Genomic DNA, 24662 nt, shown 5'->3' on the forward strand with positions numbered 1-24662 from the left:
CTCGAGATGCTGTCCTTCGGCCTCGCCCACCTCGCCCGGGCCGCGCATGAGTCGGGGGAACGCCTCGCGCTGCTCACCGGCGTCGAGCCGCTCTACCTCCACGAACTGGCCACACTGCCACCTGGCGCGGTTGACGTCGTGCAGGTCGACACGCACGACCGTACGGCCGTCGCCCGGGCCCTGCACGCGATCAGCGACCTGAGCGGTTTGATCAGCTCGACCGACACATGGGGCGTGGCCGGCGCGGAACTCGCCGCCGAACTCGGGTTGCCCGGTATCGAACCTGCGGTGATCCGGCTGGTCCGCGACAAGTCCCGCGTCCGTGACCTTCTTCATGACAAGGGTCTGAGCCAGGTCCTGCCCTTCCCAGTCGATGACGTCGCCGCCGTGAGTCTCGACCGGCTCGCCACCGCCGTCGGGCTGCCCGCCGTCGTCAAGGACGCCGCCGGCACCAGCAGCGCGAACGTGTGGCTCGTCCGGGACGGGGACGACCTTGACCGGCTCCGCCGCGAGGCCACGCACGCCGCGCTGTTCGGGCGGCTGTTCGCCGAACCGTTCCTGGCTGGCCCGGTGTACAGCGCCGAGACCGTGACGTGGTCGGGGCAGACTCGGTTGCTGGGGCTGTCGAGCCGGCTCATGTCAGCCCAGCCCTGGTTCCGGGAGGACGTGACCGCGTTCCCCGTAGCACTGCCGCCACCTGATCTTCGTGAGATCGAGACATGGCTTGGCGAGGTCCTGGCCGTCCTCGATTACACCGACCGGTTCGCGCACATCGAATTGGCCATCACCGCCGACGGGCCGCAGTTGATCGAGGTCAACCCACGCATCGGCGGCGCACTGGTCGGCGAGTCGATGTGCCGGGCGCTTGGCGTCAACGTCTACGCCGGTCTGATCGACCTCGCGCTCGGTTGCCGCCCGCGCCTGCTCGATGCGACGTTTCCAGGCGGCCCGGCGGTCGCGTTCGTTCTGGCCTACCCGGACCGGGCCGGGGAACTGGTCTCGGTCGAGGGTGTGGACGGCCTGAACCGATACCCGGGAAGGGTGCGCTGGTACCCGACCAAAGCGATCGGTACCCGCATCGAGCACGTGACCGACGGGCGTGGCTACGCCGGGATCGTGCTCGCGGAGGGACCGACAGCGGAAATCGCCACGCACCGCGCCGTCGCCGCCGCCGGCGCGGTGCACGTCGTCACCAGGCCGTCGTGTTAGGCCCGCCGGCCGCGTACGATCAATCGTCGGGCGTGGTTGTCGAACGGCTCGCCCGCGAAGCCGCCGAAACAGTCGATGTCGGCGAAACCCGCCTCACGCAGCATCGCCTTCAGCTCCGCGGCGCTGTAGAGCGCGTGCTCGACCACGGCGGTCCGGACCTGACCGTCGCGAACGAGAAGGAAGTCATCCCGGAATCGGGTCCAGTCGTGCAGGACGGTGCCACGCACCAGCAGCGTGCCACCGTTCACGTCCACGACCTTCGGCTCCTGACCGTCGCGGGCCGCGATCTCCTTGCCGTACAGGTCGATCAGCAGCCGGCCGCCCGGTTTGAGGCTCGTCAGGACGTTGCGCAGCACCCGCATGTTCTGCTCCGGCTCGACGAACAGACCGAACGACGTGTACATGCTGATCGCCAGGTCGAACCGGTACGGCTCGGCGAATCGCCGCATGTCCGCCCGGATCAGGCGTACCTCGACGCCGGCCTCGGCTGCTGCGGCGGCGGCATGTTCGAGAAGCGCTGCGCTGAGGTCCACGCCGGTCACCGTCGCGCCGCGCCGGGCGAACGGGATCGTGTACGTGCCCGGCCCGCACCCCAGGTCGAGTACGGCTGCTCCGGCCGGCAGGCGCAGCAGCGGCGATGCGGCGACACGCACCGCGGCCTCGGCGGCCCGCTCGGCGGAGAACATCACCTCGGAGAAGCCGGTCCACAGCGCCTCGTCCTCGAACCATTCCATCGCCACTCCATCCGCAACTGTTGATGTCCTTGCTTCTGACAGTCGCTGCCGGGCCCGCTCTGGTTCCGGCACACCGCACGATCGGGAGGGCTGCCCATGGAACTGTCCATCCGGCGCGAGACGCTGTGGCTCAGCGAGGTGGTGCGCAGCTCACGCAGGAGGATCGACTCTGTCGGCACCTGCATGGTGACGCTGACCCACGACGGCATCACCGCCTACGGCGAAGGCACACCCAGCGAGTACGACGGCGTCACCGCCGACGACGTCGTGGCAGCCCTCGACGCGGAGGGTGCGGTAGTCCTCGGCCGTGACCTCGGTGATCCGGACGCCGCGCTCGACCGCATCGCCCGGTGGAATGCGCCGGCGGGAGCGCGGATGGCGCTCGACGGGGCGGTGCACGATTGGATCGGCAAGGCCGCCGGTGCGCCAACCTGGAAGCTGGCCGGCGCGCCGCGGACCCTTGGGCCGACCGTGTACACGCTCTCGATGACCGACCCCGAGGAGACGGTGGACGCGGTCCGCAGAGCACCAGCGGTAGGCGCGTTCAAGGTGAAGGTCGGCGGACCTGGCGACCTCGATGCCCTCGAAGCGATCCGGGCGGTGACCACGCTGCCGGTACGCGTCGACGCCAACGGCGCCTGGGACTTCCAGACCGCCCGCGCGCTCACCCCGCATCTGCGTCGGCTCGGCATTCAGTTGATCGAGCAGCCGTTCCCCGTTTCCGCGTGCGACGACTACCACCGATACCGGGAGGTGTCGCAACGGTTGCCGGTCTTCCTCGACGAGGGATGCACCGACGTCGCGAGCGTGCTGGCCGCCAGCCTGTACGCGGACGGGATCGTCGTGAAGCTGTGCAAGGCGGGCGGGATCCGCAGTGCGCGGCAAGTGATGGAGGCCGGCCAGCGTTCCAGGCTGGGCATCATGATCAGCTGCCAGTGCGAGTCGGAACTCGGCATCAGCCAGGCCGCGCAGCTGGCGCCGCTGGCCGATCACATCGACCTCGACGGCCACTTCTACCTGAAGCAACCGCCGTTTCTCGGCCTCGCTCTCGACCACGGGCGGATCGTGCTGGGCGATGCCCCGGGCCTGGGGGTCGTGCCTGCCCGCGACGTGAAGGTGAGCCCGCGGTGAACTGGTACGAGGACCTGCGACTCTGGTCCGGCTTCTCGGACGTGCTCTTCACGCCTGAGCGGGCGCGGCAGGCCAGCGACCTCGTGGCCGCATCACCGCTACTGGCGTTCCCAGCGGGTGCCCGGGTGCTCGACCAGTGCTGCGGGGCCGGATTCTTCGCCGCGCCACTGGCCCGCCGGGGTTGTCAGGTAACCGGCGTGGACATCCATCCCGAGCTGCTCGCCCGAGCATCCGGTGAGGCTTCGTATGTCTGCGCGGACGTGCGGGACTACGCCGTGCCGGGCGCATTCGACGTGGTGATGAACATGTACACGTCGTTCGGCTACTGCGAATCCCACGACGACAACCTCCAGATCCTGCGCAACGCGTATCTCTCGCTCGTACCCGGCGGTCAGTTGATCGTTGACCTGCTGAGCAAGGAGATCTACGCCTCCTGGGTCGGGCCACCGAAAATCGTCGAGGTGCCGGGCGGCATGGTCGTCATGCGCGACACGGTCCTCGACGACTGGACCCGGTACCGGACCGACTGGACACTCATACGCGGCGACACCGCCCAGCACACCTCCCTCACCTGCTGGGTCTACAGCGCGGCCGAGCTGCGGGTGATGGTCACGCAAGCCGGTTTCGAGAGGACAGAGTGCTTCGGTAACTTCGACGGCGACCCTTACGACGGCACGGCGACCCGCCTGATCGTCCGGGGAACGAAGGCGTGACGTATACCGGAACCCGGATGGCGCTGCTCGGCAGCGGGCTCCTCGTCAACCTGATCAACTTCTCGGTGTATCCGTACCTGGCGGTCCTGCTCCGCCATCGCATGGATTTGGGCATGGACTCCGTAGGGATCATCCTCGGGTGCGCGACGCTGGTCCAGTTCGCCGGCGGGCTGCCGGGGGCGGCTCTCGCCGAGCGGTTCGGACTGCAGCGGTCCCTGGTGCTCGCCATGGTGCTGCAGACGCTCGGCTCGCTGGGCTTCCTCGCCGGAGGGATGTGGCCGGCGTTGACGATCGCCGCGTTGTTCCTGCGGGCGGCGTCCTCCTCGGTCTACTCGCCGGCGGTCCGGGGATACACGATCCTCGGTGCCGCGCCCCAGGAACGGGCACAGCTGGTCTCTGCCAGCTACGCCACCGGGAACGTCGGGATCGCACTGGGACCGGTGGTGGGAGCGTTGTTCATCCACGACCCGGGCGTGATGTTCCTCGTCGCCACGGTGCTGCACGTGACGATGACGATCGGGCACGCCCTGCTGCCCCCCGACCGGCGCGAGAACGTCGCGGTGGTCGAGCCGCTGCGGCGGGCGTTGCACGGCCTGGCGGCGCTGCCGTTCGTGGTGACCACCCTGACCCTCTACCTCCACATGCACTTCTACCAGTACCTCTCGCCGTATGCCGAGGGCCGCGTGCCGACCGTGTTCTTTGGGTCGGCGATGATGGCGTACTCGCTGATCCTCGTCGTGGTGCAGCCACTGATCTCGAAACTGGTCGAGAGAATGCGTTACACGTACGCGATGGCTCTCGGATTCGGCGGTCTGGCCGCCGGTACGACCGCGTTCACCGGTGGGAACGAGATCGCGATCGCCGCCGGGGTCCTCGCCATCGGCACGGGCAACTCGGTGCTGTTCCTGAAAAACGTACTCGAAGGACTCGATCGAACGAACCGGTCGGCAACGGTCGTCTTCGGGCAGCAGCGCCTCGCCGAAGGCATCGGCGCGTTCCTCAGCGGTCTCGCTGGTGGCGGCCTTTACCACCTGTTCGAGTCCACCGGACAACTGTCCGGATTCTGGCTGGCCGTCGCCGCTCAGTGCCTGCTACTGCCCGCAGTCGTGTTGCTCGTCGCTCGATCCCTCCGCCGTCCGGTCCCCGAAACGGCAGGTGCCTCATGAACCAGGCCGAAGCGCTCGTCGCCGCGCGTACCGTCGCCGGACGGCTCCGTGAGGACGCCGTCACGCGGGACCAGGCCAACCAGCCACCGCACGCCGAGATCGCCCTGCTGCGCGACAGCGGCCTACTCGCCGTCGACCCCGACGACCACCGGACCACGCACGCCGTCACCCGGCTCGTGGCCTCCGCCGACCCGTCGATAGGACACCTGCTCGGCTACCACTACCTACATCTGTGGCGAGCCGGTCTCTACGACAATCGTGAGCTGGCATGCGCGCTGCGCGAAGACGCCGCCGCCGGAGCGTTCGTCGGCGCCGTCAGCAACCCGCGCGACACCATCACGGCAACCGAGCATCTGACCGTCCACGGCCGGGGAACTTTCGCCACCGGCTGCGCGATCGCAGACCGTCTGCTCGTCAGCGCGATCCGTGCGGACCGCACCGCACGACTCGTCGTCGTCATGCACGGCGACGCCGCAGGCGTCGCTCACCCACCGGACTGGGACAACCTCGGACAGCGCCTCACGGCGAGCGGAAGCATCACATTCGAAGACGTGGCGGTCGACGAGGACGACGTGCTGAGCATCTTCCCAGCCGACGAGAGCGAAACCAGCCCAGGCGGGCTCCGGCTGTCACTGGTCGCACTGGCATTCCAGGCGGTGCTCACGCAGGTCATCGTCGGCCTCACCGAAGGGGCCATCGACGAGGCGGCCCGGTACACCCGCGAACACTCCCGCCCCTGGCCGGCGAGCGGGCTGGACCGCGCCGCCGACGATCCGCACATCCGCGCTGGATACGGCGAACTGACCGCGTCACTGCGGGCGGCACGGCTGCTGGCGGACGACGCCACCAGCGCGCTGGCGCAGGCGGATGCCGCGGGAGCCGCGCTCACCACAGACGAGCGCGGTCGGGCGGCGCTGACGATCTCCGCCGCGAAGGTCGTCTCGACCCGGCTCGCGACCGAGGCGACGAACCGAATCTTCGAGTTCACCGGCGCCCGCGCCACGACCCGCGCGACAGGCCTGGACCGCTTCTGGCGCGACGCCCGCACGTTGACCCTGCACGATCCCGCCGTCTACAAGGCTAGCGAACTCGGGGCGTTTGTCCTGAACGGTCAGCTTCCATCGACTACCGCATACAGCTGATCAAAGGCCACCCGGTACTGGAAGGGCCGGGACGCCGGACGGCTACCCCGCCCAGCCGCGCTGTTGTGCGAGTTGGGCAGTGACGTCGATGACGACCGCAGCGGCCGGCGGCAGTGAATCGCGTCGCCAGACCAGCTCCAGGTCCGACGCCGGGAGGTCGTCGGTGAGGGTGAGGACGACGCCGTCGACCGTGGGCAACGCGGCAAGCGACCGGGTACCAGCGAAAAACCGGTGTCCTCGGCGATGCCCAGCCGGCGCCAGCCAAGTTGCTGGCAGTCCCGAGCGTCGAACGGTACGCCGGCGCGGGCACAGGCGGCGAGCACGGCGGCGCGGTAGCCGGGTGTCAGATGGTCGGGCGGCAGGTTGAGCGGGCCGATCCGCAGGTCGCTCAGGGCCGCGGTCGAGTGCCCGGCAAGCGGGTGCCGAGGACCGACGACGGCGACCAGCGGTTCCCGGCGTACCGTCTGCCGGGCGAGGTCCGACTGAGCAGAGGCGCGAGTTCAGGCTGTTGGCGGAGGGACGTCTGCCACCCGGCGCTGACCGGTAGAGCGCGGAGCTTGTCGCTGGACGGCAGCGTGGAGGTGTCGGTGTAGAGAACGAGGCCGGCGATCAACTCGTCGCCGAGGCGCGGGTCTGACCGCAGGAATGTGACGAGGCCGCCGCCCGACTGAAGACTGTCGTATGTGGGCTTTGTATGTTCCGTGCACAGGCAACACATGCGTATAGTCGGGCCATGACCGGTGACTGGTCGGAGCTGACTGCCAAGCTGCTGGGGTGCACCGCCGAGGCCGTTACCGGCCGGGAGAAGACCGCATCGTTTGTGGACCTGGGCGGTACCTCGCTCAAGGCCGCCGAGCTGGTGGCGCTGGCAGAACGTGAGCTGGGCCTGACCGTCGACCTCGCCACCCTGCTCGACGGGTCGCCGTTCGCGCGTGTCGTCGAAGAGGCGGTGCCGAGCACGCCCGCGCCGGCCGTCCCGGCGGAACCGGGAATGTGTACCCCACTGCCCGGCCACCTCGAACTGCTCGAGATGGACGACCACCTGGGTGGCACGATCAACCACCTGCTCTTCACCGCGGCGGCCGACCGCGAACTCGACGAGGCGACGCTCACGGCGACGCTCGCCGGGCTCACCCGACGACACCAGTCGCTGCGGAGCGTGTTCGTCCGAGACGGCGACTCTTTCCGTCGTCGGGTGCTCCGCGAGTGGCGGCCACGCCTAATGGTCGAGCGGTACACACCCGCCGAGGGCGACGATCCGGTGACCGTGGTCCAGCGACAGATCGCCAGCGCCAGCGTCGAACTTCTCGATCCGTTCGACCAGCCGCCGGTGGTGTTCTTCTGGACTCGGGTCGCAGGCCGCGGTGACCTGCTGTCCGTGCTGTTCCACCACGTCGTTATGGACGGCTGGGCGGTCGGCAAACTGTGGCGAGAACTCGCCGCGTCGTACGCCGGTGGTGGTCACGGTGCCGAGCAGGGTGCCCCGATCGAGGCCGCGCTGGCCCGCGACGTACGCCTGCGGGAGTCGGGCCGTCTCCGGGAGCTGGCCGCGGCCCGAGCCGTTCAGCTGGTCGACGTCGGTCAGGTGCTGGAACTGCCGAGCGACCGGGTCCCTCCCGCCGCTCCCGACACCCGTGGCGTGCGCCTGCGCTTCGGCCTGAGTGGGGCCGCCCGCGACGCGACGGAGCAGCTGGCCACCGCCACGGGTGTGACCCGGACCGCGGTGCTGCTGACGGCGTGGTCCCTGGTCCTGGGCCGGCGCGGCGGGGTCGACGACTTCATGCTCGTCATGGCCGTCTCCGGCCGCCCGGCCGCCGACCTGCAGGACGCCGTCGCCATGTACACCCAGGTGGTGAACGTCAGGGCGACCCTCGACGGGCGGGTCAGCCCGGCCATCACCGTGCGGGCCATGGCCACCCGCATGGCCGAGGCCGTCGCCGCCGCCGACGTGCCGTTCGGCATGCTGGCCGAGCATGTCGGCCGGACCCCGGCCTTCGACAGCCTTCCCTTTCCCAACTACTTCTTCGCGGCCCACGACGAGCTGGTGCCCGAGACACTCACCGCCGGGCCGGTGACCTTCACTCTCCACGAAGGACACTGCGGCGGAACCTTTTTCGATGCGACGCTGTTCGTGCAGCACTGGGGCAACGCACCCCGGCTAGCGCTGGAATACAAGCCGTCGGCGTTGACTTCGGTGCAGGCCGCCGGCCTGGCCGAGGCGTTCGAGCAGACACTCATCGACCTGGGGCGGTACGCGCAGCGCCCGCTGCGGCACGTCCGTGGCATGTCGGCGTTCCAGCGCCGGTGGCTCGACCGGCACCGCCACGGCCCATCGGGCAGCACCGCAGCAGGTCCGTGGCAACTCGTCGAAGCGCAGTGCGCCAGGTTGGGCGACGCGTTGGCGGTGCGGGCCGCGGACGCCGAGCTGAGCTACGCCCAACTGCTCGACGCGGTAACCACACACGCCGCAGGTCTCGCCGAGGCCGGCGTCGGCGTCGGCGACCGGGTTGCCGTCGCCCTGCCGCGCAGCGCCGCCGAGATCATCGCGGTGCTCGCGATCATCCGTCAGGGGGCCAGCTACATCGGCGTCGACCCGACCGCCCCCGAACCGCACCTGCGCGACATGTTCGCGCAGGCGACCCCGGTGGCGGTCATCGGGACTGGTGGGTCGGCCGTACGTCTGGCCTCGTTCGCAGCCGGCTGTGTGCCGATCGCCGGTTGGGTGCCCGGCACGGTCGCGGCGAGCGTCGCGGCGGCACCGCCCGACTCCGAGCGTATCGCCTATGTCGCGTTCACTTCAGGATCCACCGCCCGGCCAAAGGGGGTCATGGTGCCCTGCCGTGGCGTCGTACGCCTCGTCCACGAGACCGACTACCTGTGGGTGAATCGCGGCGAGCACTTCCTGCGGCTGGCGCCACTGGGGTTCGACGCGTCGACTCTCGAGATCTTCGCTCCGCTCGTCGCCGGTGGCGTGGTGGACGTGTTCCCCGACGGCCCGGTCTCGCCGTCGGCACTCGCCGACTTCATCAACTCCCGTCGGATCAGCGTTCTCTTCCTGACCGCGGGCCTGTTCCGGCTTCTGGCCGATCATCGGCCCGATGCCTTCGCGGGGGTGCGGCACCTCCTGACCGGGGGCGACGTGGTCCCGCCGGAGCAGGTACGGGCGCTGCTGACCCGCTGGCCCACGCTGCGGATTTCCAACGGGTACGGCCCGACCGAGAACACCACCTTCACCACGTCCTTCACCGTCGGTGACGCCTGCCAGGTCGTTCACTCGATGCCGATCGGCACCCCACTGCCGGGCACCAGCGTCGTGGTCCTCGACGAGGACCAGCAGCTCGTGCCACCGGGCGGCATCGGCGAGCTCTACACCGGCGGGCGGGGCATCGCCGCCGGCTACCTCGGCCTGCCCGCCGAGACCGCGGCCGTGTTCGGGCACCGCGCACCCGACACCGGCGAACCGCTCTACCGCACCGGTGACCTGGCCCGGTGGGACGACGACGGCCGGCTGCGCTTCCTCGGCCGTCGTGACCGCCAGGTCAAGGTGAGCGGTCACCGTATCGAGCTCGACGCGGTGACCGCTCACCTCCGCGAGCACCCGGCGGTACGCGACGCGATCGTGCTCAGCGTCGGCGACGACGCGGCGTCGCGTCGGCTACTCGCCGGCGTAGTGGCGGATGCCGCAGCAGGGCTCGTCGAAGACCTGCGGGGGTGGGTGTCGCAGCGGTTTCCCGGGTACGCGGTGCCAGCCCTGTGGGCGGTGGTCGACACGCTGCCGGTCACGGCCAACGGCAAAGCCGACCCGGAGGCGCTGCGGGCGGTGGCCTCGCCCGTAGCGTAGACGGTTGCGGATCTCGGTGGTCGCTCCACGAAGGTGGGACTGAGCGGCAGGTCCCGCAGGACTGGGCATTCCGGCACAGCCCGCGTGTTCGGCGGAGCCGTGACCATGGAGAGTGGCATGCGGCGTACCGGGCGGATCCCCGGCGTTCGGTCAGATGATCGTCTGCGCCACCATGAAGAGGTTCAGGCCGATGACCAACGTCGCAACCAGAACCGCAGCGGCCGTGGTCGCCGGCCGGTTCGTCATCGAGCCCATCAGCGACCGGTCCCGAGTGAGCATCACCAACGGCACCAGGGCGAACGGGATACCGAACGACAACACGATCTGGGACCAGACGAGAGCCGTCATCGGGTCGATCCCGACGGCCAGGATCACCATGGCGGGCGCCAGCGTCACCGCTCGGCGCAGCGAGGTCGGTGTAGAAAGACGTCGATGCCTGCCACCCGACGATCATGCGGGAGTACACGTCGAGCACGAACGCGGCGTACACCCAGCCCACGCTGGTACGCACGTAGGTCAGGTCGGCGACCCACAACTGGTTCGGCCGGGTCGCGGTGAAGTCACGTCTGACCAGGTCACCGGGGCGGCCGGTCTCGGCCGCCGGCCGGGTCGTGCGCGGTGACCTGTCGCGCAGCAGCCCGCGCAGCCCGGACTCACGCATCAGCCGCTCGACGGTGCACCGGGCCACCGGCACCCCTTGGCGGTGCAGCTCGTGCCAGATCTTGCGGGCGCCGTAGACGCCGTAGTTGGCCGCGTGGACCTGCTCGATCATCGCGGTCAGCTCCTCATCACGCCGCGACCGGGCGCTGGCCGGGCGGGTCTTGGCGGCGTAGTAGGTCGACGGTGCGATCTGTGCCGGCGTGTCTTCGAGCGCCCGCAGGACCGGCTGGACACCGTGTTCGGCCTTCTGAGAGTCGACGAAGTCGACCCTCACCGCGACGGACGGTCCAGCTCCGCCGCGAAGAAACTCGCCGCGGACTTCAGGATCTGGTTGGCCCGCCGCAGCTCACGCACTTTCCGTTCCAACGCGGCGAGGCGTTCGGCGTCGCTGCTGGTCGTGCCCGGCCGCTGTCCGGCGTCGGTCTCGGCCTTCTTCACCCATGAACCGCCCCGGGTTCTGTGGAGACCGGACGACAGGGCGCGTGGAGCGCCGGCGACCGCGGGCATCCATCCGGCAGCGCCGGTACGGGCGTTGTCCCACCGCCCGGCGTACACGTCGGCTCGGGCCCGGAACCGGTCGGCGAACAGCGCCAGTTTGTCCCGGGTCGGCGAGGCCATGGTGACCAGCCCCGGCGGCTCAACAGCGGTCATGAGCCCGAAGCTGGGCGAGGGCTTGCTTGGCATGGGTCCGTTCGTCCTTGCGCGTGAGCCTGGCAAGACCTGGCTGTGCGGTGGGCCGGGCGGCAGACGGACGCGCTGGCGCACGTCCGTCTGCCGCCCGGTCACCGATGTGCCGAGTGATCAGCGGCGGCGCAGCGCCGGCTCGAGCAGAGGGGGCGGGGTGTCGTTCTTCTCGTGGGCGGCGAGGTCGACGCCGGGAGCCACGATCGCGTCGATCGCTTCCAGCACGTCGGCCGAGAGCACCGTGTCCGCCGCGGCGAGCTGCGAGTGGAGGTGGTCCATCGTGCGAGGACCGATGATGGCGCTGGTCACGCCGGGGTGTGCGGTGACGAAGCCGAGCGCGAGTTGGATCATGCTCAGGCCAGCCTCGTCGGCGACGGTGGCGAGCTGTTCGACGGCGTCGAGCTTGGCGCGGTTGGCGGGGATGCTGATGTCGTAGCGCTGCGGCATGAAGCCCGCGCGGTTCGTGCTGATTTGCCGGCCGGCGCGGATCGCGCCGGACAGCCAGCCCGACGCCAGCGGGCTCCAGGCGAGCACGCCCATGTCGTACTCCTGTGTCGCGGGCAGCACGTGGGTCTCGATGCCACGCTGCAGGATCGAGTAGTTCGGCTGCTCGGTCACGTAACGGCTGAGACGTCCCTCGCGGGCGGCCCACTGCGCCTGCACGATGCGGTAGGCCGGGAAGGTCGAGGAGCCGAAGTAGCGAATCTTTCCCGCGCGCCGCAGGTCCGTCAGCGCCGACAGCGTCTCATCGTCGCTGGTCGTCGGATCCCACCGGTGCATCTGGTAGAGGTCGATGTGGTCGACGCCGAGGCGGCGCAGGCTGTTCTCCAGCGCGGTGACCAGCCAGCGGCGCGAGCCGCCCCGCTGGTTGCGCTCGTCGCCCATCGGCAGGGTCGCCTTGGTGGCCAGGACGACGTCGTCGCGGCGGCCGGCGATGGCCTTGCCGACCATCTCCTCGGACTGGCCGCCGCTGTAGGCGTCGGCGGTGTCGATGAGGTTGATCCCCGCATCGAGCGCGGCGTTGACGATCGCGGCGGCGTCCTCCTGGGTGGTGTTGCCGATCCTGCCGAAGTTCATCGCGCCGAGTACGAGTGTGCTGACCTGCACTCCGGTGCGACCCAACGTGCGGTACTGCATGACTGTTCTCCTTCAGACGTTCGGCGGTACACGATTTGGTGGCAGCCCGTCCGGTCAGTACGCTGACAAAGCGGAGCGCTGTTCCGCTAACCACCATACGGAACGATGTTCCGGATGCCAATCGGGGTGACGGAGGTAACGCGACATGGCAGCCATCGACAGTGGCTCCGAGCGACCGGTCCCGCGCAAGCGGGCCGACGCCCGGCGCAACGAGAGGACCCTGCTCGACGCTGCCGCCGCGGCGTTCGTCACCTCCGGCGTCGACGTGCCCGTGCGGGACATCGCCGTCAGGGCGGGCGTCGGCGTGGGCACGATCTACCGCCACTTCCCCACCCGGGCGGACCTCATCGTCGCCGTCTACCGGCACCAGATCGAGGCGTGCGCCGAGGCGGGACCGGCCCTACTGGCCGACAGCGACACACCGCACGCCGCCCTGGCACAGTGGATCGACCTGTTCGTCGATTTCCTGGCCACCAAGCACGGTCTCGCCGCAGCGCTACAGTCCGACGCCGCCGCCTTCCAGACTTTGCACGCCTATTTCATCGACCGGCTCGTCCCGGTCTGCGACCGTCTACTCGACGCCGCCGTCGCCGCCGACGAGATCCGCCCCGACATGGACGCCTACGCGCTGCTGCGTGGCGTCGGTAATCTCTGCATCGGCGCGGGCAGCGATCCCCGTTACGACGCACGCCGCCTGGTCGACCTCCTCGTCACCGGACTTCGCGTCCGCTAGTGACGCCAAACCCACGTCGTCGGGGCGCGCGGCAACGCCACGGGCGGGGACCCGGCGACCGACACGGCCACGCGCGGCTGATCGCGACCTGACCGGATCCCCCGTGGGAGGCGGCGCCCAGCCGGGGGGGAGCGGGTAGCCCCACATGATCTTCGACGATATCCGCGGTGTGTGCTCGCTTGCCGAAGATCAGCTGGGACGTTGTGGGTACTGCGGGTGCAGGCTCAACGTTGCCGTGAGTCGGGAGTCGGGAGTCGGGTCACCCTTCCTCGTCGTCGAGCAGATCGCGGCGCCACTCCGCGAATCAACTTCGGAGATCGTCCAGCGCTGGGCCGGTGACGCCGTACTGGGCAAAGTCGTCGGGATCGAGCTGGGCGGCTTGTCCGAGGGCGTCGGCGAAGATGCGCGGGTCGAAGCCGCGGTCGGCGCGCTGGGCGAGGGTGAAGAGGTTTTCGCGGGTGTAGCGGCCGGATCGGAGTGTGGCGTCGATGTCGATGAAGTCCCGGGCGAACGCTCGTCCGTAGAGGGCGCTCATCTTGTTCGCGACCGCGTCGTCGGGGTGGCGGACCGGTCCGATCGCCGTGAGGATCGGTTCGTTGGCGCGCCAGTCCACGCCGAGTTCGACCCTGGAAACCCGGATACCGTCGGTGACGGACAGCCGGGCGAAGGTGTCGTACTGGCGCTCGGTCTCGACGGTCAGGCCGTCGTCCCGGCAGGCGTGCAGGACGGCGGTGACTGCGGCGGTGAACTCCTGCCGGCGGTCCCAGGCGGTGAACAGGTCGACGTCCTCGCTGAGCCGTTCGACAAGCCCGGCTGCCTGGACCGCGTAACCGCCGGCCAGCGCGAAGCCGTATCGATCGGCCGCCGCGAGCCCGGTACGGGCGAGGCGTTCGTGGAAGGGGTCCACCGCTACGCCGCGTCGCTGCGGCTGGCGGCGAGTTCGGGGAAGGCTTCCTCCCAGCGCTGGCGGAGCTGGGGCGGCAGCCAGAGGGCGGGCCAGAGCCGCCGGAGGAGGCCGGCATCAAGCCAGGCGTTGAGGTCCTCGGCCGTGCTGGCTTCGGTGAGCACCACCTTGTACATGCTGGCCAGGCGTGCGGCCCGGCTCAGGTCGTACTCAGCGTGCCCGGACCAGTCGAGATGACGCGGAAGCGTCACCGTGCCTTCGGTCGGGCCGCGCAGCGCGGCGAGGGTTTCGGCGATCACGTAGGGCTTCCGGTCGCCGTAGGGCCGGTAGTCCGCCGGCGGCTGGGGTGACGTCCTGCGTCGGCTGATGTTGGTCGCCCGCCGGACTTCCGGTCGTAGTGCCTGACGGATCGTCTCCCGGCTGTAACCGGTGACCCGCTGTAGATCCACCGGCCGCCACCCGGCTGCGTGAAACGCCCGCAGCTGCTCGTCCCGCTCGGTCAACGCCTGCGCCCGTGTTGCCTCGGACCGGGAAACAACCGCCCGCAGCTCATCCTCGGAGGCTCAACGTGTGCATGGTCGGGGTAGATGCCGCTGAAGATTACCCAGGCGGCGTTCGTCATGGTCCGGTCGCCTACCGGCTGTCCACTTCGCGGTTCCAGAGGCGGCAGCGGGCCGAGAGGTGGAACGGGGGCGGTGCGGCCCGCATTCGTTAGTCGATTTCCGCGTCGAACGCCTTGCGGGCGTGTTCGATCTGCGGCAGGTAGGTGTCGGCCCACTCGAGGAGGGCGTCGACTGGTACGCGCAGGGTCTTTCCCAGCCGGGTGATCCGGTACTCCACTGCGATCGGGCGGGTCGCCACGACGTGCCGTTCGATGATCCCGTTGCGCTCGAGTCGGCGCAGGGTCGCGGTGAGCGATTTCTGCGTCACCTTCGGAACCGCCCGGCGTAGCTCGTTGAACCGGCAGGGGCGCTCGCACAGTTCGTTGAGAACGCTCAGCGACCACTTGTCCAACACCTGGTCGAGCAGCTCGCGGTGCGGCGCGTCGATACGCATCTCCTCGGCAGGGGCGGTGGTGGTATCGCGCATGAAACCAGGCCTCCTTGAAGTGCCCTCCGTCAACTAGGTATCAATGGTAAACCTAGTTGGTTCCGCAAAGGAGAAGCGATGCCCGTCACCCGCATCAGCCCTGACGGCCTTCAGCCGAACACGCCCTACCATCATGTGGCGGTGGCAACCGGGTCACGTCACATCCACGTCAGCGGTCAGATCGCCCGACTGGCAGATGGCTCACCGGTCGCGCCGGGCGATCTGGCCGGGCAGGTCGCGCAGACGCTGCGCAACACCGGCCGTGCCCTCGCCGGAGTCGACGCCTCGTTCGACGACGTGGTCCGGTTGACCTTCTACGTCACCGAGTGGGCACCCGAGAAGATCGGGCCGTTCATGGCCGGGATCGAATCGGTCGTCGAGGAGCTCGGCCTGCCCTGGCCCCTTCCGCCGGCGTCACTGATCGGAGTGGACCACCTCTTCGAGCCCGACGTGCTCGTCGAACTGGAGGCGACCGCAATCGTGCAGTAATGCCTTCTGCTCGGTCGGGGGATTGAGACAGCGGTCCGCGCGCCACGCGCCGGTGTCGCCGTCTCACGCCCTGCATGACCTTGTGTCATCGGGCCCAGCATCAGGCCGCCTCCGGCCTGATGCTGGGCACGGCCCGTGCCCGTCCGTCCATGCGCTCTGGGTATAGGTTCGAGAGGTGGATGTGGTCGCTGCCTGCCGGGCTTTCATCGCGGTCAGCGGTCACGGCAGCTTTACCTCCGGGGCCGCCTCGGCGGGCATTCCCCAGTCGGTCGCGAGTCGCCGTGTCGCCGCCCTGGAGGAGCACTTCGGGGCGCGGCTGTTCGACCGGTCGTCCCGGGCGGTCCGGTTGACGTCGTTCGGGCAGGACATGCTGCCGTCGGCCCGGCGCCTGGTCGACCTCGCCGACGCCATGCGCGACGACGCCGAGCGGGCACGGTCGCGCCCGCCACTGGTCGCCGTACCCAAGATCTGCCCGCCGCACCGCCTCGCCGACCTGGTGGTCGCGGCACGGCGGCAGCGGATCCACCTGGAGGTACGGCCGGCCGGCCCGTCCGAGCGTCAACGGCTCTGCCGGACCCTGGAGGTCGGCGCCGGGATCGTGGCGGTACCGGAGGCGACAGCGCCCTGGCGGGTCCCGCTGGGGCTGGCCACCCGGACCCCGTTCCCCGCGCCGACGGTGTTCCTGGAGACGCTGCGTAGCGGCCGAGCCGCACGCAGGCACGGCGGAGGATCCTGATCCAACCCGAGGACGACATTGCGCACCTTCGGGACCCACTGACCCGCGCCGGCCAGGCGGTTGGCCTGGCACCGGCCCAGGTGACGGTCGCGCCGTCGCTGGTCGCCGCCGCGGCAGCGGTCCTCGGCTCTCCGGACCTGCTGCTCTGCTCCCGTCAACAGGCCGAGGAGTTCGACCTGCACTGGCGTCCTCTCGCCGGCCTGCGGCTCCTGCGGGGCTACGACGTCGTTACCGGCACACGCGAGGAGCCCGATCAGCTCACCACAGTCCTGTACGCGGACATCGCACGCTGCCTGGGAGCCTGCGACGGGCACCCGAGGCCGACCGAGGGGGCACCACCCGGCAGCCCTTCGACCGGAGATCCGACATGAGCGCCATCGCGGTGGTACGCAACCGCCCAGGACCTGCTCGACGAGACAGGGCTGTACGGCGCCTTCCTGGTCCGCAACCTCGACACCGGCGCGGAGATCGGCTTCGACGCGGACACCCCGTACCCGTCGGCGTCGCTGGTGAAGGTGCCGCTGGCGGTCGCCTTGCTGGAACGGGTCGCGCGCGGGGAACTGGACCCGGCGACGCCCGTCGACCTCGTGCCTGGTCGGATCACCACACCGGGCCCGACCGGGCTGAGCCGCTTCCGCCATCCCGCGCGGATCGCGGTGGACGACCTGCTCTACCTGAGCACCTGCATCAGCGACTCGGTCGCCGCCGACGCCCTGTTCGACCTCGTCCCGCCGACCGCGGTCACCGCCGAGCTGCGGCGGCTCCGCATCGACGGGATCGCCGTGCGGCACCGGGCCGGTGACCTCGCCGACACGCCGGCGGAGCGTCTCAGCCCAGACGAGGTCCATCTCGCCCACTCCCTCGCCATCGGTGGCGCCGCCCCCGGGCAGGGCCACCCGGTCGCCCAACTCGATGTCGCCCGGGCCAATACCGCGTCGGCCCGGGCCTTCGTCGACCTGCTGCACGCGCTCTGGCGGCCCTCATCGATCCAGGCGTCCACTGCCGCACGGGTACGCACCCTGATGGGCGAAAACCTGCACCGGCAGCGGCTCGCCCCGGACTTCACCTCCGACGCCTTCCGCTGGTCGTCCAAGACCGGCACCCTGCTGCACCTGCGCCACGAGATGGGGGTGGTGGACCACGCCGACGAGCAGTCGTACGCGGTCGCCGCGCTCACCGCCTCGCGGGTGCCCGCCGCCGCGCAGCCCGGCAGTGAGGCGGCGATGGCCCAGGTCGCCCGCTCTAGCCCGGGCCGCTGGCGATTGCACCCTCACGGCACCCCATCGCGACACCCATCTGGCATTACCCCGCCCCGAGCGACCCGGAGTGTGAGCGCTCGGTCCTTCTCCCATGGCGGTGCCGACGGTAGGTACCCGGGCGGAACCCTGTTGATCTCCGATGATGTGCGCGATGTGTGCTCTCCAGCGGATGCCAACCCGGGTGAACCGGTGCCAACGCGGGTCACCGTGGCCGACCGCCGGTCGCAACCCGGGGTTCGTGTGCTCCGGGTGTGCTCCTGGGCTGGGAGAACAGGGGTCCGGGTGACGTGGGTGAACGTGGGCCACTCCCTGCCACCCCAGGTGAACCCCCAGGTCGCTAGACTGGGCCCTCGCGCCCTCGTAGCTCAGGGGATAGAGCATCGGTTTCCTAAACCGTGTGCTTTTATAACCCGCAGGCCGATGACCTGCGGGTTCCCGTTTCTTAAGGTCAATAAGAGGTCGCAGTGGCGGTACTGCTGTGATCGCTTGCCGGAGATTTGCGGTGCGGCGTTTAGCCTGCTCAGAGTGCCGATGGTGCGATGAACATCCAGCGCCTAATCCGGAAGCAGCCGGCTTGGCGCGGCTGCCGAACGCCATGATACGCGTGGCGCAACCTCGGACATGGCCGTTATTGTGTAGTACGTGACCTCGGATTAAACCATTGGGCAGCAACCCGCAGCGGGCAGAAAGCTGCCGACGTCGCCTCCTGGCCGAGCTACGGGCCTCACCACCGACACCGCGCACGCCATGCCAACCTGACGGTCTCACCCCTCCGGACGGGAAGACCATTTTCGAGTCAGATCCTTGACCGAGCTGCGCTGCTGCCGACGACGCGCCACCACGGGCGTGCAGGCAATCCTCGTCCTACACCACTTTGAGGCGAATCGCTAACATGATGAAAATCGATCAATGATGACTCCGGATGCCGCAGCGTCCGAAGAGGGTCGCGGGGCCCGCCGGTGATGTCGACGGGCCCCGCAAGGCAGCAGGGCTAGCCGTTGTTTACGGCGTTGATTATGCTGGCCGCCGTACCGCCGTGGTTAGAGGAGTACAGCCAGTTGTTGATAAGGTTACCATTGTTGTCGACATCGCGATGACTGTTCGAGCCGATGATCCGGATATCGGTCGACCCGACGCCGATCGCCATGGGTCCACCGCTTGACCCCTGGCCCATGTCACAGTCCATCTTGACGCGGTTGTCCAAGGGATTTAAAGGGGAAGCGTCAAGGATGCTTCCCTCGCAGTACATCATGTACTCGCCGTCGTTAAAGTCTGAGTTGGGCCTGTTGTATCCGTTGGCGGGGTATCCGTAGGAGCGGGCGTTCGTAAACGAAGTTGATCCGTCGAACCTGTAGCCCCAAGACCCCACGGCCGTCTGAAGGTTGTTCGTTCCCGACTCAGGAACCACAATCAGGGCTCCCATGTCGTTGTGAATGTCGCCGCCATTAATGAAGCTGTTGGGGGCAATGAGGCTAACGCCGAACCACCAGCCATACGGGTCCATTCCAGCCGTGTATCCCGGGATGAAGATGTGGTTAGAGAACCATCCCGCATTGCCGCCCGATCCTGAGTGGAGGCAGTGCGCCGCCGTCCACACGGCGTTACCGTGGGTGGAGGCGATGGAGGTCGCGCCGCAATGGCTCCACACCGTCCCCGCCTGGTTCGAGAAGAACAGGCTGCCCACCGCCGAGTGAGGGTATGTCATTGGGTAGGGGGCAACTTGGGAGATACTGACCGTGGCCTGCGTCGAGAACGGCGGGGATGACTGGGATGTGGTGAACGATTCGGGCGGCACCGCGGGAGCCGAAGCCGTCAGCGGTGTTTTCTCTTGCGTCTGCGGGGCCCTTCTCTCAGCGTCCGCCGGCCAATTCCTTCGGGTGCTGAGAGCGTCGGCGGGATTCCTAGCCGCCTGCTCGAGACGCTCAGACGTCCAGAACTCGCGGAGTTGCTGGGGAGTTTTCCCGAGGGGTCGCGAGCTGACTGCCAGTTCGGCTGGCTCCTCCGGTGCGGCGACAGCCGTCGAGGGAACTAGTAGGGTGCCGGCCATCAGGGCGGCTGTTGCCAGGACGGGAAGGATCCAGCGTCTTTTCGACTGTCGGTCGAGTGGCAGGGGCATGACTCTCCGATCATAGGTCCATGCGAACGCAGCGAGCGGGACGCTGCCCTACCGCCCCCCGTGGTCACTGATCATTCGGCACGTCCAACCTCACCACTCATGACTGACGTCCATCAATGGGAGCAGATGAACTGTGACAATGATCACGAACATGTATCTGCGGTCGTAGCGATCCGTGCTGCCGGGCGCTCCGGCGAGCTGTGTAGGGTCACGTCAGGTCAAGGTTCTGCTCCGCGAACGATTCCAACGAATGCCTCTGGCGGTGCTCGCGTGTCCGGAACTGGACCGCGGGCCGGAACCAATCGGCTACCAACGTGCGTCGAACCAGCGACATAGTGATGAGCGGAGGCTGTGTTCATGTCCCTATCGCACCTAGCCACGAGCCTGCCCGCCCGGTTCAGCGCGGTCCTGCTCGCTGGCGCGATCCTGCTGGCTGGTTGTAGCCGCCCGATGCCACCGGGCGATGCGGCACGCATCGATGCAGACCTGGTGGCCAACCTCAATCCCGACGACGCGCGGGCGGTGGGTGAGGCGGTCAACGCCTTCGGGTTCGATTTGCTCGGCGAGTTGGCGGACGGCAGGCAGAACGCCATCACTTCGCCGATCTCCGTGGCGGTGCTGCTGGCGATGGCCCTCGCCAGCGCGGACGGCGACACGGCCACTGAGATGGCCAAGACGCTGCACCTCGATGGCCGGCGCGACGTGAGAGTCGGCGCGCTGCTCCGGACGCTGGCCGACACCGACCAGGTCACACTCTCGGTTGCCAGCGCGCTCTGGGCCGACCAGGGCAAGCCGTTCGAGGAGGACTACCTGACGTTCGTGCGTCGCACCTTCGGTGCCACTGTGGAGCAGGGCGATCTCAGCTCATCGAAGGTGGCCGACACGATCGACGCCTGGGCCGAAGAAAACACCGACGGGCGAATCTATGACATCGCAACCGATCTGGGGCTGCCCGACCCGGACGTGGTCCTCGTTCTGCTCAACGCCGTCTACTTCCTTGGCGAATGGAAGACGAAGTTCGACCGCGCCGACACCCGGCCGCAGCCGTTCACCCTTCCGGACGGCAGCGAAATCGACGTGGCAACGATGCACCTGAGTGGACAGGCGTTCGGCTACACCCAGCGCGACGGGTACCGGATGCTGCGCCTGCCCTACGGCAAGCACGGTCGGTACGGCATGGAGGTGCTGCTGCCCGACGACGGGAACACCCTTACCGACATGCTCGGCTCGCTCGACGCCGGTCGGTGGCGCGCCGCCGTGGACAGCCTCACCGAGCAGACCATCAACGAACTCGCCCTGCCCCGCTTCGAACTACGGTGGAAGGGCGAGCTGAACGACCCGCTCCGGCGGCTCGGCATGTCCACCGCGTTCACGCCGGGCAGCGCCGACTTGCGAGCGATGTCCCCGCTGGCGCCGTCGCTGGAGAAGGTTGTTCACAAAACCTACCTCAGGGTGGACGAGAACGGCACCGAGGCTGCCGCCGTCACCGGTGGGACTATGGCCGTCTCGGCACTGGACCAGCCTGTGTTCCGCATCGACCGGCCCTTCGCCTTCACCATTTCCGACCAGCAGACCGGAGCTATCCTCTTCCTCGGCGCCGTCACCGACCCACGAACCTAACGGCATGACGTCAGGGTGAGCTGTCGCCGTGGTAGCCGGCGGCCAGCAGCATGATCAGGTTACGGCGCTGTTCACAGCCCCGCCATTCGTGATCATGGTTGGAGTTCGAGGTTGAGGCGGCGGGTGTAGTGGGCTCGTTTGGCTCGTGTCTGGTGTCGGCGTCGCCAGTTTGACCAGCGCAAACGGTAGGCGATGCTGCGGGCCGGCCGGATCAGTAGGACGTTGATCGGACGGCGGATCTCGTTGACGGTCAGCTCGATCATGTCGGGTTGAGGGTGTCGGTGGGCTGTTCGGGTGTCGGCGGCGCAGATCGCGAGGACGGCGAGGGCGGCCGGAGCGAGGGTGGTGAACCGGTGCCATGACGTCCAGCGGCGGACTTGGTGCTGGTCGAGCCCGACCTGGCCGTTTGCGGCCTGGAACGATTCCTCCACGATCCAGCGAACTCCCGCTACCCGCACGAGTTGGATGAGGGCGGCCGGCCCGGGTGTCCAGCAGCGGTAGAAGGCAAGCTCACCGGTGGTGGTGTTGCGGCGGATCAGCAGAGTGTGCCGGCCCTCGTCGTCGGGGTCACCGTCGACGTCGGCGAGCCAGGCCCAGTCGTAGAACCGTGGTCCTTTCGACCCGTCACCGGCACTGCGCCGGGTCGACGCGGTGGCGGGCCAGGTCGGTGGCCAGACGGTCGGCGCGGCAGCGGGTCTTCCCGCCGTCGATCGGTACGAGATGATCGCAGGAGGCCGCCAGGACATGGCCGAGGCAGAGTTCGCGCAGTGCACCCCCGCAGCCGACTGTTGTCGCCGTAGGCCTCGTCCGCGGCGACCCATCGGGCCGGGCCAGGGCTTCAACAGCGGCGGTGGTCATATCGTCAGCCAGCTCGGATCGGGTGGCGAACGCGACGCCGTCCGGGACGCCGGCCTGCTCACACCGCTGGCGATCGTCGGTCCAGGACTTCGGTAGGTAGACCCGGCGGTCGATCAGGGTGTGGCCGTGTCTGCTCGCGTAGGCCAGGAACACGCCAACCTGGGCGTTCTCGATCCGCCCGAACCGTCCCGCGAACGCATCGCACACTCCGGCCAGGACCTGCCGCCACCGGGAAGGGTCTACGCTGTGGCACCCAAGCTGTCGATCAACGTCGCGCTCGACGTCTGGTGACGTGCAGATATTCAACATTCAAGTCGAACTGGGCTTGATCATCAACGCAACATTTGCCGACCTCTATTGCGCGGGCGCAATCGGTCTGGCAATGTCGCGGTCAAGGCATCACTCAGGGCAACTGAGTGGACACGGGGAGGAGTAACTATGCGTAACAGAGCAATCAAGGCGGCAGTTGCGGCGGCTGTGACCGCGGCGCTGGCGGTTACCGTCAGCCCGGCAGCCGCACACGCAGCGACCGATGACAGGACCCCGGTACCAATCTCGGTGGTCTTGTCCCAGTCGAAGTCGCTGGCCGCGGCACCCTTTGCGGTGAAGAACAGGAAGTCCTCCAAGTACCTGCAGGCCAGCAGTACAGCCAACAACGCCATCGTCCGCCAGCAGAACGCCAGCCCCAACGCTCTCCAAGGTTGGGAACTTATCAACGACTCTGGCTACGTCACCTTCTGGAACTACGGCGTAAACCGGAACATGGGAACCTCGGGCGCCAGCACCGCCTCCAACACGTCCGCGGTGATCGTCAACGGCTCCTCCAGCTTTGACCAAGACTGGCTCATGTCTGCGGTCGATGACACGTACTTTTACCTCAAGAACCGCAAGAACACCTCGATGTGCCTGGGAATCGACGGCGCTAGCACAGCCGCCGGCGCGAGGGCCGCCATCTACGCCTGCGCCAACGCGCCCAACCAGCAGTGGTCAATCACCAACTTTTAGCTAAGCCCGCTAATCCGGTCCGGCCGAACAGACTCGCACTGTTTGGCCGGGCCGGGCTAAGGTGCTCGTGACCTTGATGCCGAGCGCAGCGTCGTCGACCACTTCGAGCGGAATGCGGGCGGCGGTCCTGACGCCGATGCCGGACATCGAAGTCTGTCAGCGCTCCCAGCGCCCCGTAGCGGCTTCGTACACGCTCAGACTCGATGCAGACGAGGGCTACGAGATCAGCGATGGTGGTAGGGCGGGCATGGCTCACTTCGGCGATCGACACGGCGCAGGAACCTTGGTGATCTTTCGAACCAGTCATGCCCGTCTCGCTGTCATCAACAATGGTGCTTCTACTCCAGCCTACCCAAGTCGGACACCGTCACGACTTTGCCAGGGCCTACTCAACCCCCGTTAAACTTCGTTGATCCTCCATCAAGGAGCCCGGCTATCGCAAGCCGCATCGCGTACATGCACAGACGCCAAGGTCTATGGGGGTGGTAATGCCACGAGCGTCTGACGTAATTCGCATTCATCACCACACGGGAGGAAGCGTAATGCGCATCAGGATTAGTAAGAATTTGGTTGCTGCGGCCATGGCCGCAGCAACCACAGTGACCGTAACCATGCCAGTCTCCGCCTACGCAGCACCCGGCGACGCTGACTGGCAGGCCAGCGTGACGCCTTCGACTATTGATGCGGTTGCCGCCGCTGCCGCCCCTTTCCGGCTGGCGAACCAGAAGTCCGGCAAGCTGGCGCAGCCGCAAGGTGGCAGCTGGGCTAACGGGACAAAGGTCGTCCAGCAGCCCGATAGTGGCATCGGCGAACAGCGGTGGATCATCGTCAACGATGGCAGCTACATCAGCCTGCAAAACTACTCCGCAAACCCGGCAAAGAACATGGGAATCAACGGTGGTAGCACCGCCTCCGGAGCGTCGGCGATCATCGCGAATCCTGGCTCCGGCTCCAATCAGGACTGGAAAGTTCTGTGGATCGACAGCACGTGGTTCCGACTCCAGAACCGCAATAGCGGGATGTGTCTGGGGATCTCGGGGGCAAGTACCGCCAACGGTGCGTTGGCCGCCCAGTTCCCGTGTGCCAATCCTATCGCTCCGAACCAAACCTGGAAATTCTTCTGATCAAATCCGCCTCAGTGCTGAATCAATCCGCATCTGTTGACAGCGGTCGCCACAAGCAGCGACACACTTGAGACGTGCCTAGCCTGGCCACACCCAGCTATGCGGAAACAGCGCAAGCGTCTGCCAGGTCATGAGCGGTCAGCAGAGGCGCGTCCAGTTGCGCGGTCACGGCAACAGGTCGCGATGGCAGCGTCGCCACCGGGGGACAGGGCCCGATCAAGTTCCGTGAGTGTCCGGGGTGTTGGTGATGCCCAGGATAGGAAGCGCTCGTCGGGGTTCGTCACGGATGGCCCGGGTGGTCTTGGCGATGTT

At 68.1% G+C, this 24662-nt stretch carries 21 protein-coding genes and 7 pseudogenes; 15 read left to right on the forward strand and 13 right to left on the reverse strand.

Features of this window, described 5'->3' with window-relative positions; all coding sequences use genetic code 11:
* Nucleotides 1–6 precede the first annotated feature (6 nt).
* A complete protein-coding gene (locus ACFHWY_RS23305) occupies nucleotides 7–1209 on the forward strand; it encodes an ATP-grasp domain-containing protein (protein ID WP_416582383.1) in 1203 nt (400 codons plus the stop codon).
* Here the strand turns inward: ACFHWY_RS23305 and ACFHWY_RS23310 are convergent.
* Nucleotides 1206–1943 carry a class I SAM-dependent methyltransferase gene (locus ACFHWY_RS23310; RefSeq protein ID WP_416582384.1) on the reverse strand — a complete coding sequence of 246 codons (738 nt, stop codon included), beginning with the start codon at nucleotides 1941–1943 and terminating at the stop codon, nucleotides 1206–1208. The two genes, ACFHWY_RS23305 and ACFHWY_RS23310, sit on opposite strands and share 4 nt — an antisense overlap.
* Before the next feature lie 96 nt (nucleotides 1944–2039).
* Between ACFHWY_RS23310 and ACFHWY_RS23315 the strand changes: the two genes are divergently transcribed.
* The 4 genes from ACFHWY_RS23315 to ACFHWY_RS23330 are packed head-to-tail and all read left to right on the forward strand — an operon-like array spanning nucleotide 2040 to nucleotide 6095.
* A complete protein-coding gene (locus ACFHWY_RS23315) occupies nucleotides 2040–3074 on the forward strand; it encodes a mandelate racemase/muconate lactonizing enzyme family protein (protein WP_416582385.1) in 1035 nt (344 codons plus the stop codon).
* Nucleotides 3071–3787, forward strand: a complete 717-nt coding sequence (locus ACFHWY_RS23320; RefSeq protein ID WP_416582386.1) for a class I SAM-dependent methyltransferase — start codon at nucleotides 3071–3073, stop codon at nucleotides 3785–3787. Before ACFHWY_RS23315 ends, ACFHWY_RS23320 begins: the two co-directional genes overlap by 4 nt.
* A complete protein-coding gene (locus ACFHWY_RS23325) occupies nucleotides 3784–4953 on the forward strand; it encodes an MFS transporter (RefSeq protein ID WP_416582387.1) in 1170 nt (389 codons plus the stop codon). The genes ACFHWY_RS23320 and ACFHWY_RS23325 overlap by 4 nt, the downstream gene beginning before the upstream one ends.
* Nucleotides 4950–6095 carry an acyl-CoA dehydrogenase family protein gene (locus ACFHWY_RS23330; RefSeq protein WP_416582388.1) on the forward strand — a complete coding sequence of 382 codons (1146 nt, stop codon included), beginning with the start codon at nucleotides 4950–4952 and terminating at the stop codon, nucleotides 6093–6095. Before ACFHWY_RS23325 ends, ACFHWY_RS23330 begins: the two co-directional genes overlap by 4 nt.
* 42 nt (nucleotides 6096–6137) lie before the next feature.
* On the opposite strand, the gene ACFHWY_RS23335 is transcribed toward ACFHWY_RS23330, so the two are convergent.
* Nucleotides 6138–6293 carry a hypothetical protein gene (locus tag ACFHWY_RS23335; protein ID WP_416582389.1) on the reverse strand — a complete coding sequence of 52 codons (156 nt, stop codon included), beginning with the start codon at nucleotides 6291–6293 and terminating at the stop codon, nucleotides 6138–6140.
* A gap of 92 nt (nucleotides 6294–6385) precedes the next feature.
* Nucleotides 6386–6571 (reverse strand): annotated as a pseudogene (locus ACFHWY_RS23340) (LysR substrate-binding domain-containing protein); the annotation flags it as partial.
* Nucleotides 6572–6828: 257 nt separating this feature from the next.
* Between ACFHWY_RS23340 and ACFHWY_RS23345 the strand changes: the two are divergent.
* Entirely contained in the window at nucleotides 6829–9936 is a 3108-nt protein-coding gene (locus tag ACFHWY_RS23345) for an amino acid adenylation domain-containing protein (protein WP_416582390.1), read from the forward strand.
* Between the two features lie 150 nt (nucleotides 9937–10086).
* On the opposite strand, the pseudogene ACFHWY_RS23350 reads toward ACFHWY_RS23345, so the two are convergent.
* The 4 genes and pseudogenes from ACFHWY_RS23350 to ACFHWY_RS23365 all read right to left on the reverse strand — a co-directional run.
* Nucleotides 10087–10347: pseudogene (locus ACFHWY_RS23350) on the reverse strand (divalent metal cation transporter); the annotation flags it as partial.
* Between the two features lie 25 nt (nucleotides 10348–10372).
* Nucleotides 10373–10870: pseudogene (locus ACFHWY_RS23355) on the reverse strand (IS3 family transposase); the annotation flags it as partial.
* The gene (locus ACFHWY_RS23360; RefSeq protein ID WP_416582391.1) at nucleotides 10867–11247 is read right to left on the reverse strand and encodes a TOTE conflict system archaeo-eukaryotic primase domain-containing protein; all 381 of its coding nucleotides are present in this window, start codon (nucleotides 11245–11247) and stop codon (nucleotides 10867–10869) included. The gene ACFHWY_RS23360 and the pseudogene ACFHWY_RS23355, both read right to left, overlap by 4 nt.
* 150 nt (nucleotides 11248–11397) lie before the next feature.
* Nucleotides 11398–12417 (reverse strand): aldo/keto reductase, encoded by a 1020-nt coding sequence (locus ACFHWY_RS23365; protein ID WP_416582392.1) that lies wholly within the window; start codon nucleotides 12415–12417, stop codon nucleotides 11398–11400.
* Between the two features lie 145 nt (nucleotides 12418–12562).
* Between ACFHWY_RS23365 and ACFHWY_RS23370 the strand changes: the two genes are divergently transcribed.
* A complete protein-coding gene (locus ACFHWY_RS23370; RefSeq protein ID WP_416582393.1) occupies nucleotides 12563–13150 on the forward strand; it encodes a TetR/AcrR family transcriptional regulator in 588 nt (195 codons plus the stop codon).
* A 304-nt stretch (nucleotides 13151–13454) separates the two neighbouring features.
* Here ACFHWY_RS23370 and ACFHWY_RS23375 read toward each other — a convergent pair whose 3' ends face one another.
* From ACFHWY_RS23375 to ACFHWY_RS23385, 3 genes are all read right to left on the reverse strand, one after another.
* A complete protein-coding gene (locus ACFHWY_RS23375) occupies nucleotides 13455–14057 on the reverse strand; it encodes a nucleotidyl transferase AbiEii/AbiGii toxin family protein (protein WP_416582394.1) in 603 nt (200 codons plus the stop codon).
* 2 nt (nucleotides 14058–14059) lie between these two features.
* Complete coding sequence (locus ACFHWY_RS23380) at nucleotides 14060–14557, reverse strand: hypothetical protein (protein ID WP_416582395.1); 498 nt, start codon at nucleotides 14555–14557, stop codon at nucleotides 14060–14062.
* A gap of 208 nt (nucleotides 14558–14765) precedes the next feature.
* Nucleotides 14766–15143 carry a winged helix-turn-helix transcriptional regulator gene (locus tag ACFHWY_RS23385; RefSeq protein WP_416582396.1) on the reverse strand — a complete coding sequence of 126 codons (378 nt, stop codon included), beginning with the start codon at nucleotides 15141–15143 and terminating at the stop codon, nucleotides 14766–14768.
* A gap of 78 nt (nucleotides 15144–15221) precedes the next feature.
* Here ACFHWY_RS23385 and ACFHWY_RS23390 point away from each other — a divergent pair, with 78 nt between their 5' ends.
* From ACFHWY_RS23390 to ACFHWY_RS23405, 4 genes and pseudogenes are all read left to right on the forward strand, one after another.
* A complete protein-coding gene (locus tag ACFHWY_RS23390) occupies nucleotides 15222–15632 on the forward strand; it encodes a RidA family protein (RefSeq protein WP_416582397.1) in 411 nt (136 codons plus the stop codon).
* 175 nt (nucleotides 15633–15807) lie between these two features.
* A pseudogene (locus ACFHWY_RS23395) lies at nucleotides 15808–16739 on the forward strand (LysR family transcriptional regulator).
* Nucleotides 16736–17630: pseudogene (locus tag ACFHWY_RS23400) on the forward strand (serine hydrolase); the annotation flags it as partial. The pseudogenes ACFHWY_RS23395 and ACFHWY_RS23400, both read left to right, overlap by 4 nt.
* Before the next feature lie 801 nt (nucleotides 17631–18431).
* Nucleotides 18432–18518: pseudogene (locus tag ACFHWY_RS23405) on the forward strand (IS5/IS1182 family transposase); the annotation flags it as partial.
* A 100-nt stretch (nucleotides 18519–18618) separates the two neighbouring features.
* On the opposite strand, the gene ACFHWY_RS23410 reads toward ACFHWY_RS23405, so the two are convergent.
* Nucleotides 18619–19311 carry a trypsin-like serine peptidase gene (locus ACFHWY_RS23410; protein WP_416582398.1) on the reverse strand — a complete coding sequence of 231 codons (693 nt, stop codon included), beginning with the start codon at nucleotides 19309–19311 and terminating at the stop codon, nucleotides 18619–18621.
* A gap of 789 nt (nucleotides 19312–20100) precedes the next feature.
* Here ACFHWY_RS23410 and ACFHWY_RS23415 point away from each other — a divergent pair.
* Entirely contained in the window at nucleotides 20101–21363 is a 1263-nt protein-coding gene (locus ACFHWY_RS23415) for a serpin family protein (protein WP_416582399.1), read from the forward strand.
* A 92-nt stretch (nucleotides 21364–21455) separates the two neighbouring features.
* Here ACFHWY_RS23415 and ACFHWY_RS23420 read toward each other — a convergent pair whose 3' ends face one another.
* Together ACFHWY_RS23420 and ACFHWY_RS23425 are read right to left on the reverse strand one after the other, a co-directional pair.
* Nucleotides 21456–22109, reverse strand: coding sequence for a hypothetical protein (locus ACFHWY_RS23420; protein ID WP_416582400.1), 654 nt, complete (start codon nucleotides 22107–22109; stop codon nucleotides 21456–21458).
* A 139-nt stretch (nucleotides 22110–22248) separates the two neighbouring features.
* Nucleotides 22249–22395: pseudogene (locus ACFHWY_RS23425) on the reverse strand (transposase); the annotation flags it as partial.
* Between ACFHWY_RS23425 and ACFHWY_RS23430 the strand changes: the two are divergent.
* The 3 genes from ACFHWY_RS23430 to ACFHWY_RS23440 all read left to right on the forward strand — a co-directional run bounded on the left by ACFHWY_RS23430 (nucleotide 22348) and on the right by ACFHWY_RS23440 (nucleotide 24350).
* Nucleotides 22348–22512, forward strand: coding sequence for a hypothetical protein (locus ACFHWY_RS23430; RefSeq protein ID WP_416582403.1), 165 nt, complete (start codon nucleotides 22348–22350; stop codon nucleotides 22510–22512). The pseudogene ACFHWY_RS23425 and the gene ACFHWY_RS23430 sit on opposite strands and share 48 nt — an antisense overlap.
* Nucleotides 22513–22659: 147 nt before the next feature.
* Nucleotides 22660–23226 carry an RICIN domain-containing protein gene (locus ACFHWY_RS23435; RefSeq protein ID WP_416582401.1) on the forward strand — a complete coding sequence of 189 codons (567 nt, stop codon included), beginning with the start codon at nucleotides 22660–22662 and terminating at the stop codon, nucleotides 23224–23226.
* Nucleotides 23227–23768: 542 nt separating this feature from the next.
* The gene (locus ACFHWY_RS23440) at nucleotides 23769–24350 is read left to right on the forward strand and encodes an RICIN domain-containing protein (RefSeq protein WP_416582402.1); all 582 of its coding nucleotides are present in this window, start codon (nucleotides 23769–23771) and stop codon (nucleotides 24348–24350) included.
* The last annotated feature ends 312 nt before the right edge of the window (nucleotides 24351–24662 follow it).

Source organism: Micromonospora sp. LOL_024 (assembly GCF_048060415.1).
Taxonomy (GTDB): domain Bacteria; phylum Actinomycetota; class Actinomycetes; order Mycobacteriales; family Micromonosporaceae; genus Micromonospora.

What these genes read in the sequence shown, in the direction of transcription:
- ACFHWY_RS23305 (WP_416582383.1), top strand. Translation starts at nt 7, where the DNA reads ATGCTGTCCTTCGGCCTCGCCCACCTCGCCCGGGCCGCGCATGAGTCG.
- ACFHWY_RS23310 (WP_416582384.1), bottom strand. Translation starts at nt 1,943, where the DNA reads ATGGAATGGTTCGAGGACGAGGCGCTGTGGACCGGCTTCTCCGAGGTG.
- ACFHWY_RS23315 (WP_416582385.1), top strand. Translation starts at nt 2,040, where the DNA reads ATGGAACTGTCCATCCGGCGCGAGACGCTGTGGCTCAGCGAGGTGGTG.
- ACFHWY_RS23330 (WP_416582388.1), top strand. Translation starts at nt 4,950, where the DNA reads ATGAACCAGGCCGAAGCGCTCGTCGCCGCGCGTACCGTCGCCGGACGG.
- ACFHWY_RS23345 (WP_416582390.1), top strand. Translation starts at nt 6,829, where the DNA reads ATGACCGGTGACTGGTCGGAGCTGACTGCCAAGCTGCTGGGGTGCACC.
- ACFHWY_RS23360 (WP_416582391.1), bottom strand. Translation starts at nt 11,247, where the DNA reads ATGACCGCTGTTGAGCCGCCGGGGCTGGTCACCATGGCCTCGCCGACC.
- ACFHWY_RS23365 (WP_416582392.1), bottom strand. Translation starts at nt 12,417, where the DNA reads ATGCAGTACCGCACGTTGGGTCGCACCGGAGTGCAGGTCAGCACACTC.
- ACFHWY_RS23370 (WP_416582393.1), top strand. Translation starts at nt 12,563, where the DNA reads ATGGCAGCCATCGACAGTGGCTCCGAGCGACCGGTCCCGCGCAAGCGG.
- ACFHWY_RS23385 (WP_416582396.1), bottom strand. Translation starts at nt 15,143, where the DNA reads ATGCGCGATACCACCACCGCCCCTGCCGAGGAGATGCGTATCGACGCG.
- ACFHWY_RS23390 (WP_416582397.1), top strand. Translation starts at nt 15,222, where the DNA reads ATGCCCGTCACCCGCATCAGCCCTGACGGCCTTCAGCCGAACACGCCC.
- ACFHWY_RS23415 (WP_416582399.1), top strand. Translation starts at nt 20,101, where the DNA reads ATGTCCCTATCGCACCTAGCCACGAGCCTGCCCGCCCGGTTCAGCGCG.
- ACFHWY_RS23420 (WP_416582400.1), bottom strand. Translation starts at nt 22,109, where the DNA reads ATGTCCTGGCGGCCTCCTGCGATCATCTCGTACCGATCGACGGCGGGA.
- ACFHWY_RS23435 (WP_416582401.1), top strand. Translation starts at nt 22,660, where the DNA reads ATGCGTAACAGAGCAATCAAGGCGGCAGTTGCGGCGGCTGTGACCGCG.
- ACFHWY_RS23440 (WP_416582402.1), top strand. Translation starts at nt 23,769, where the DNA reads ATGCGCATCAGGATTAGTAAGAATTTGGTTGCTGCGGCCATGGCCGCA.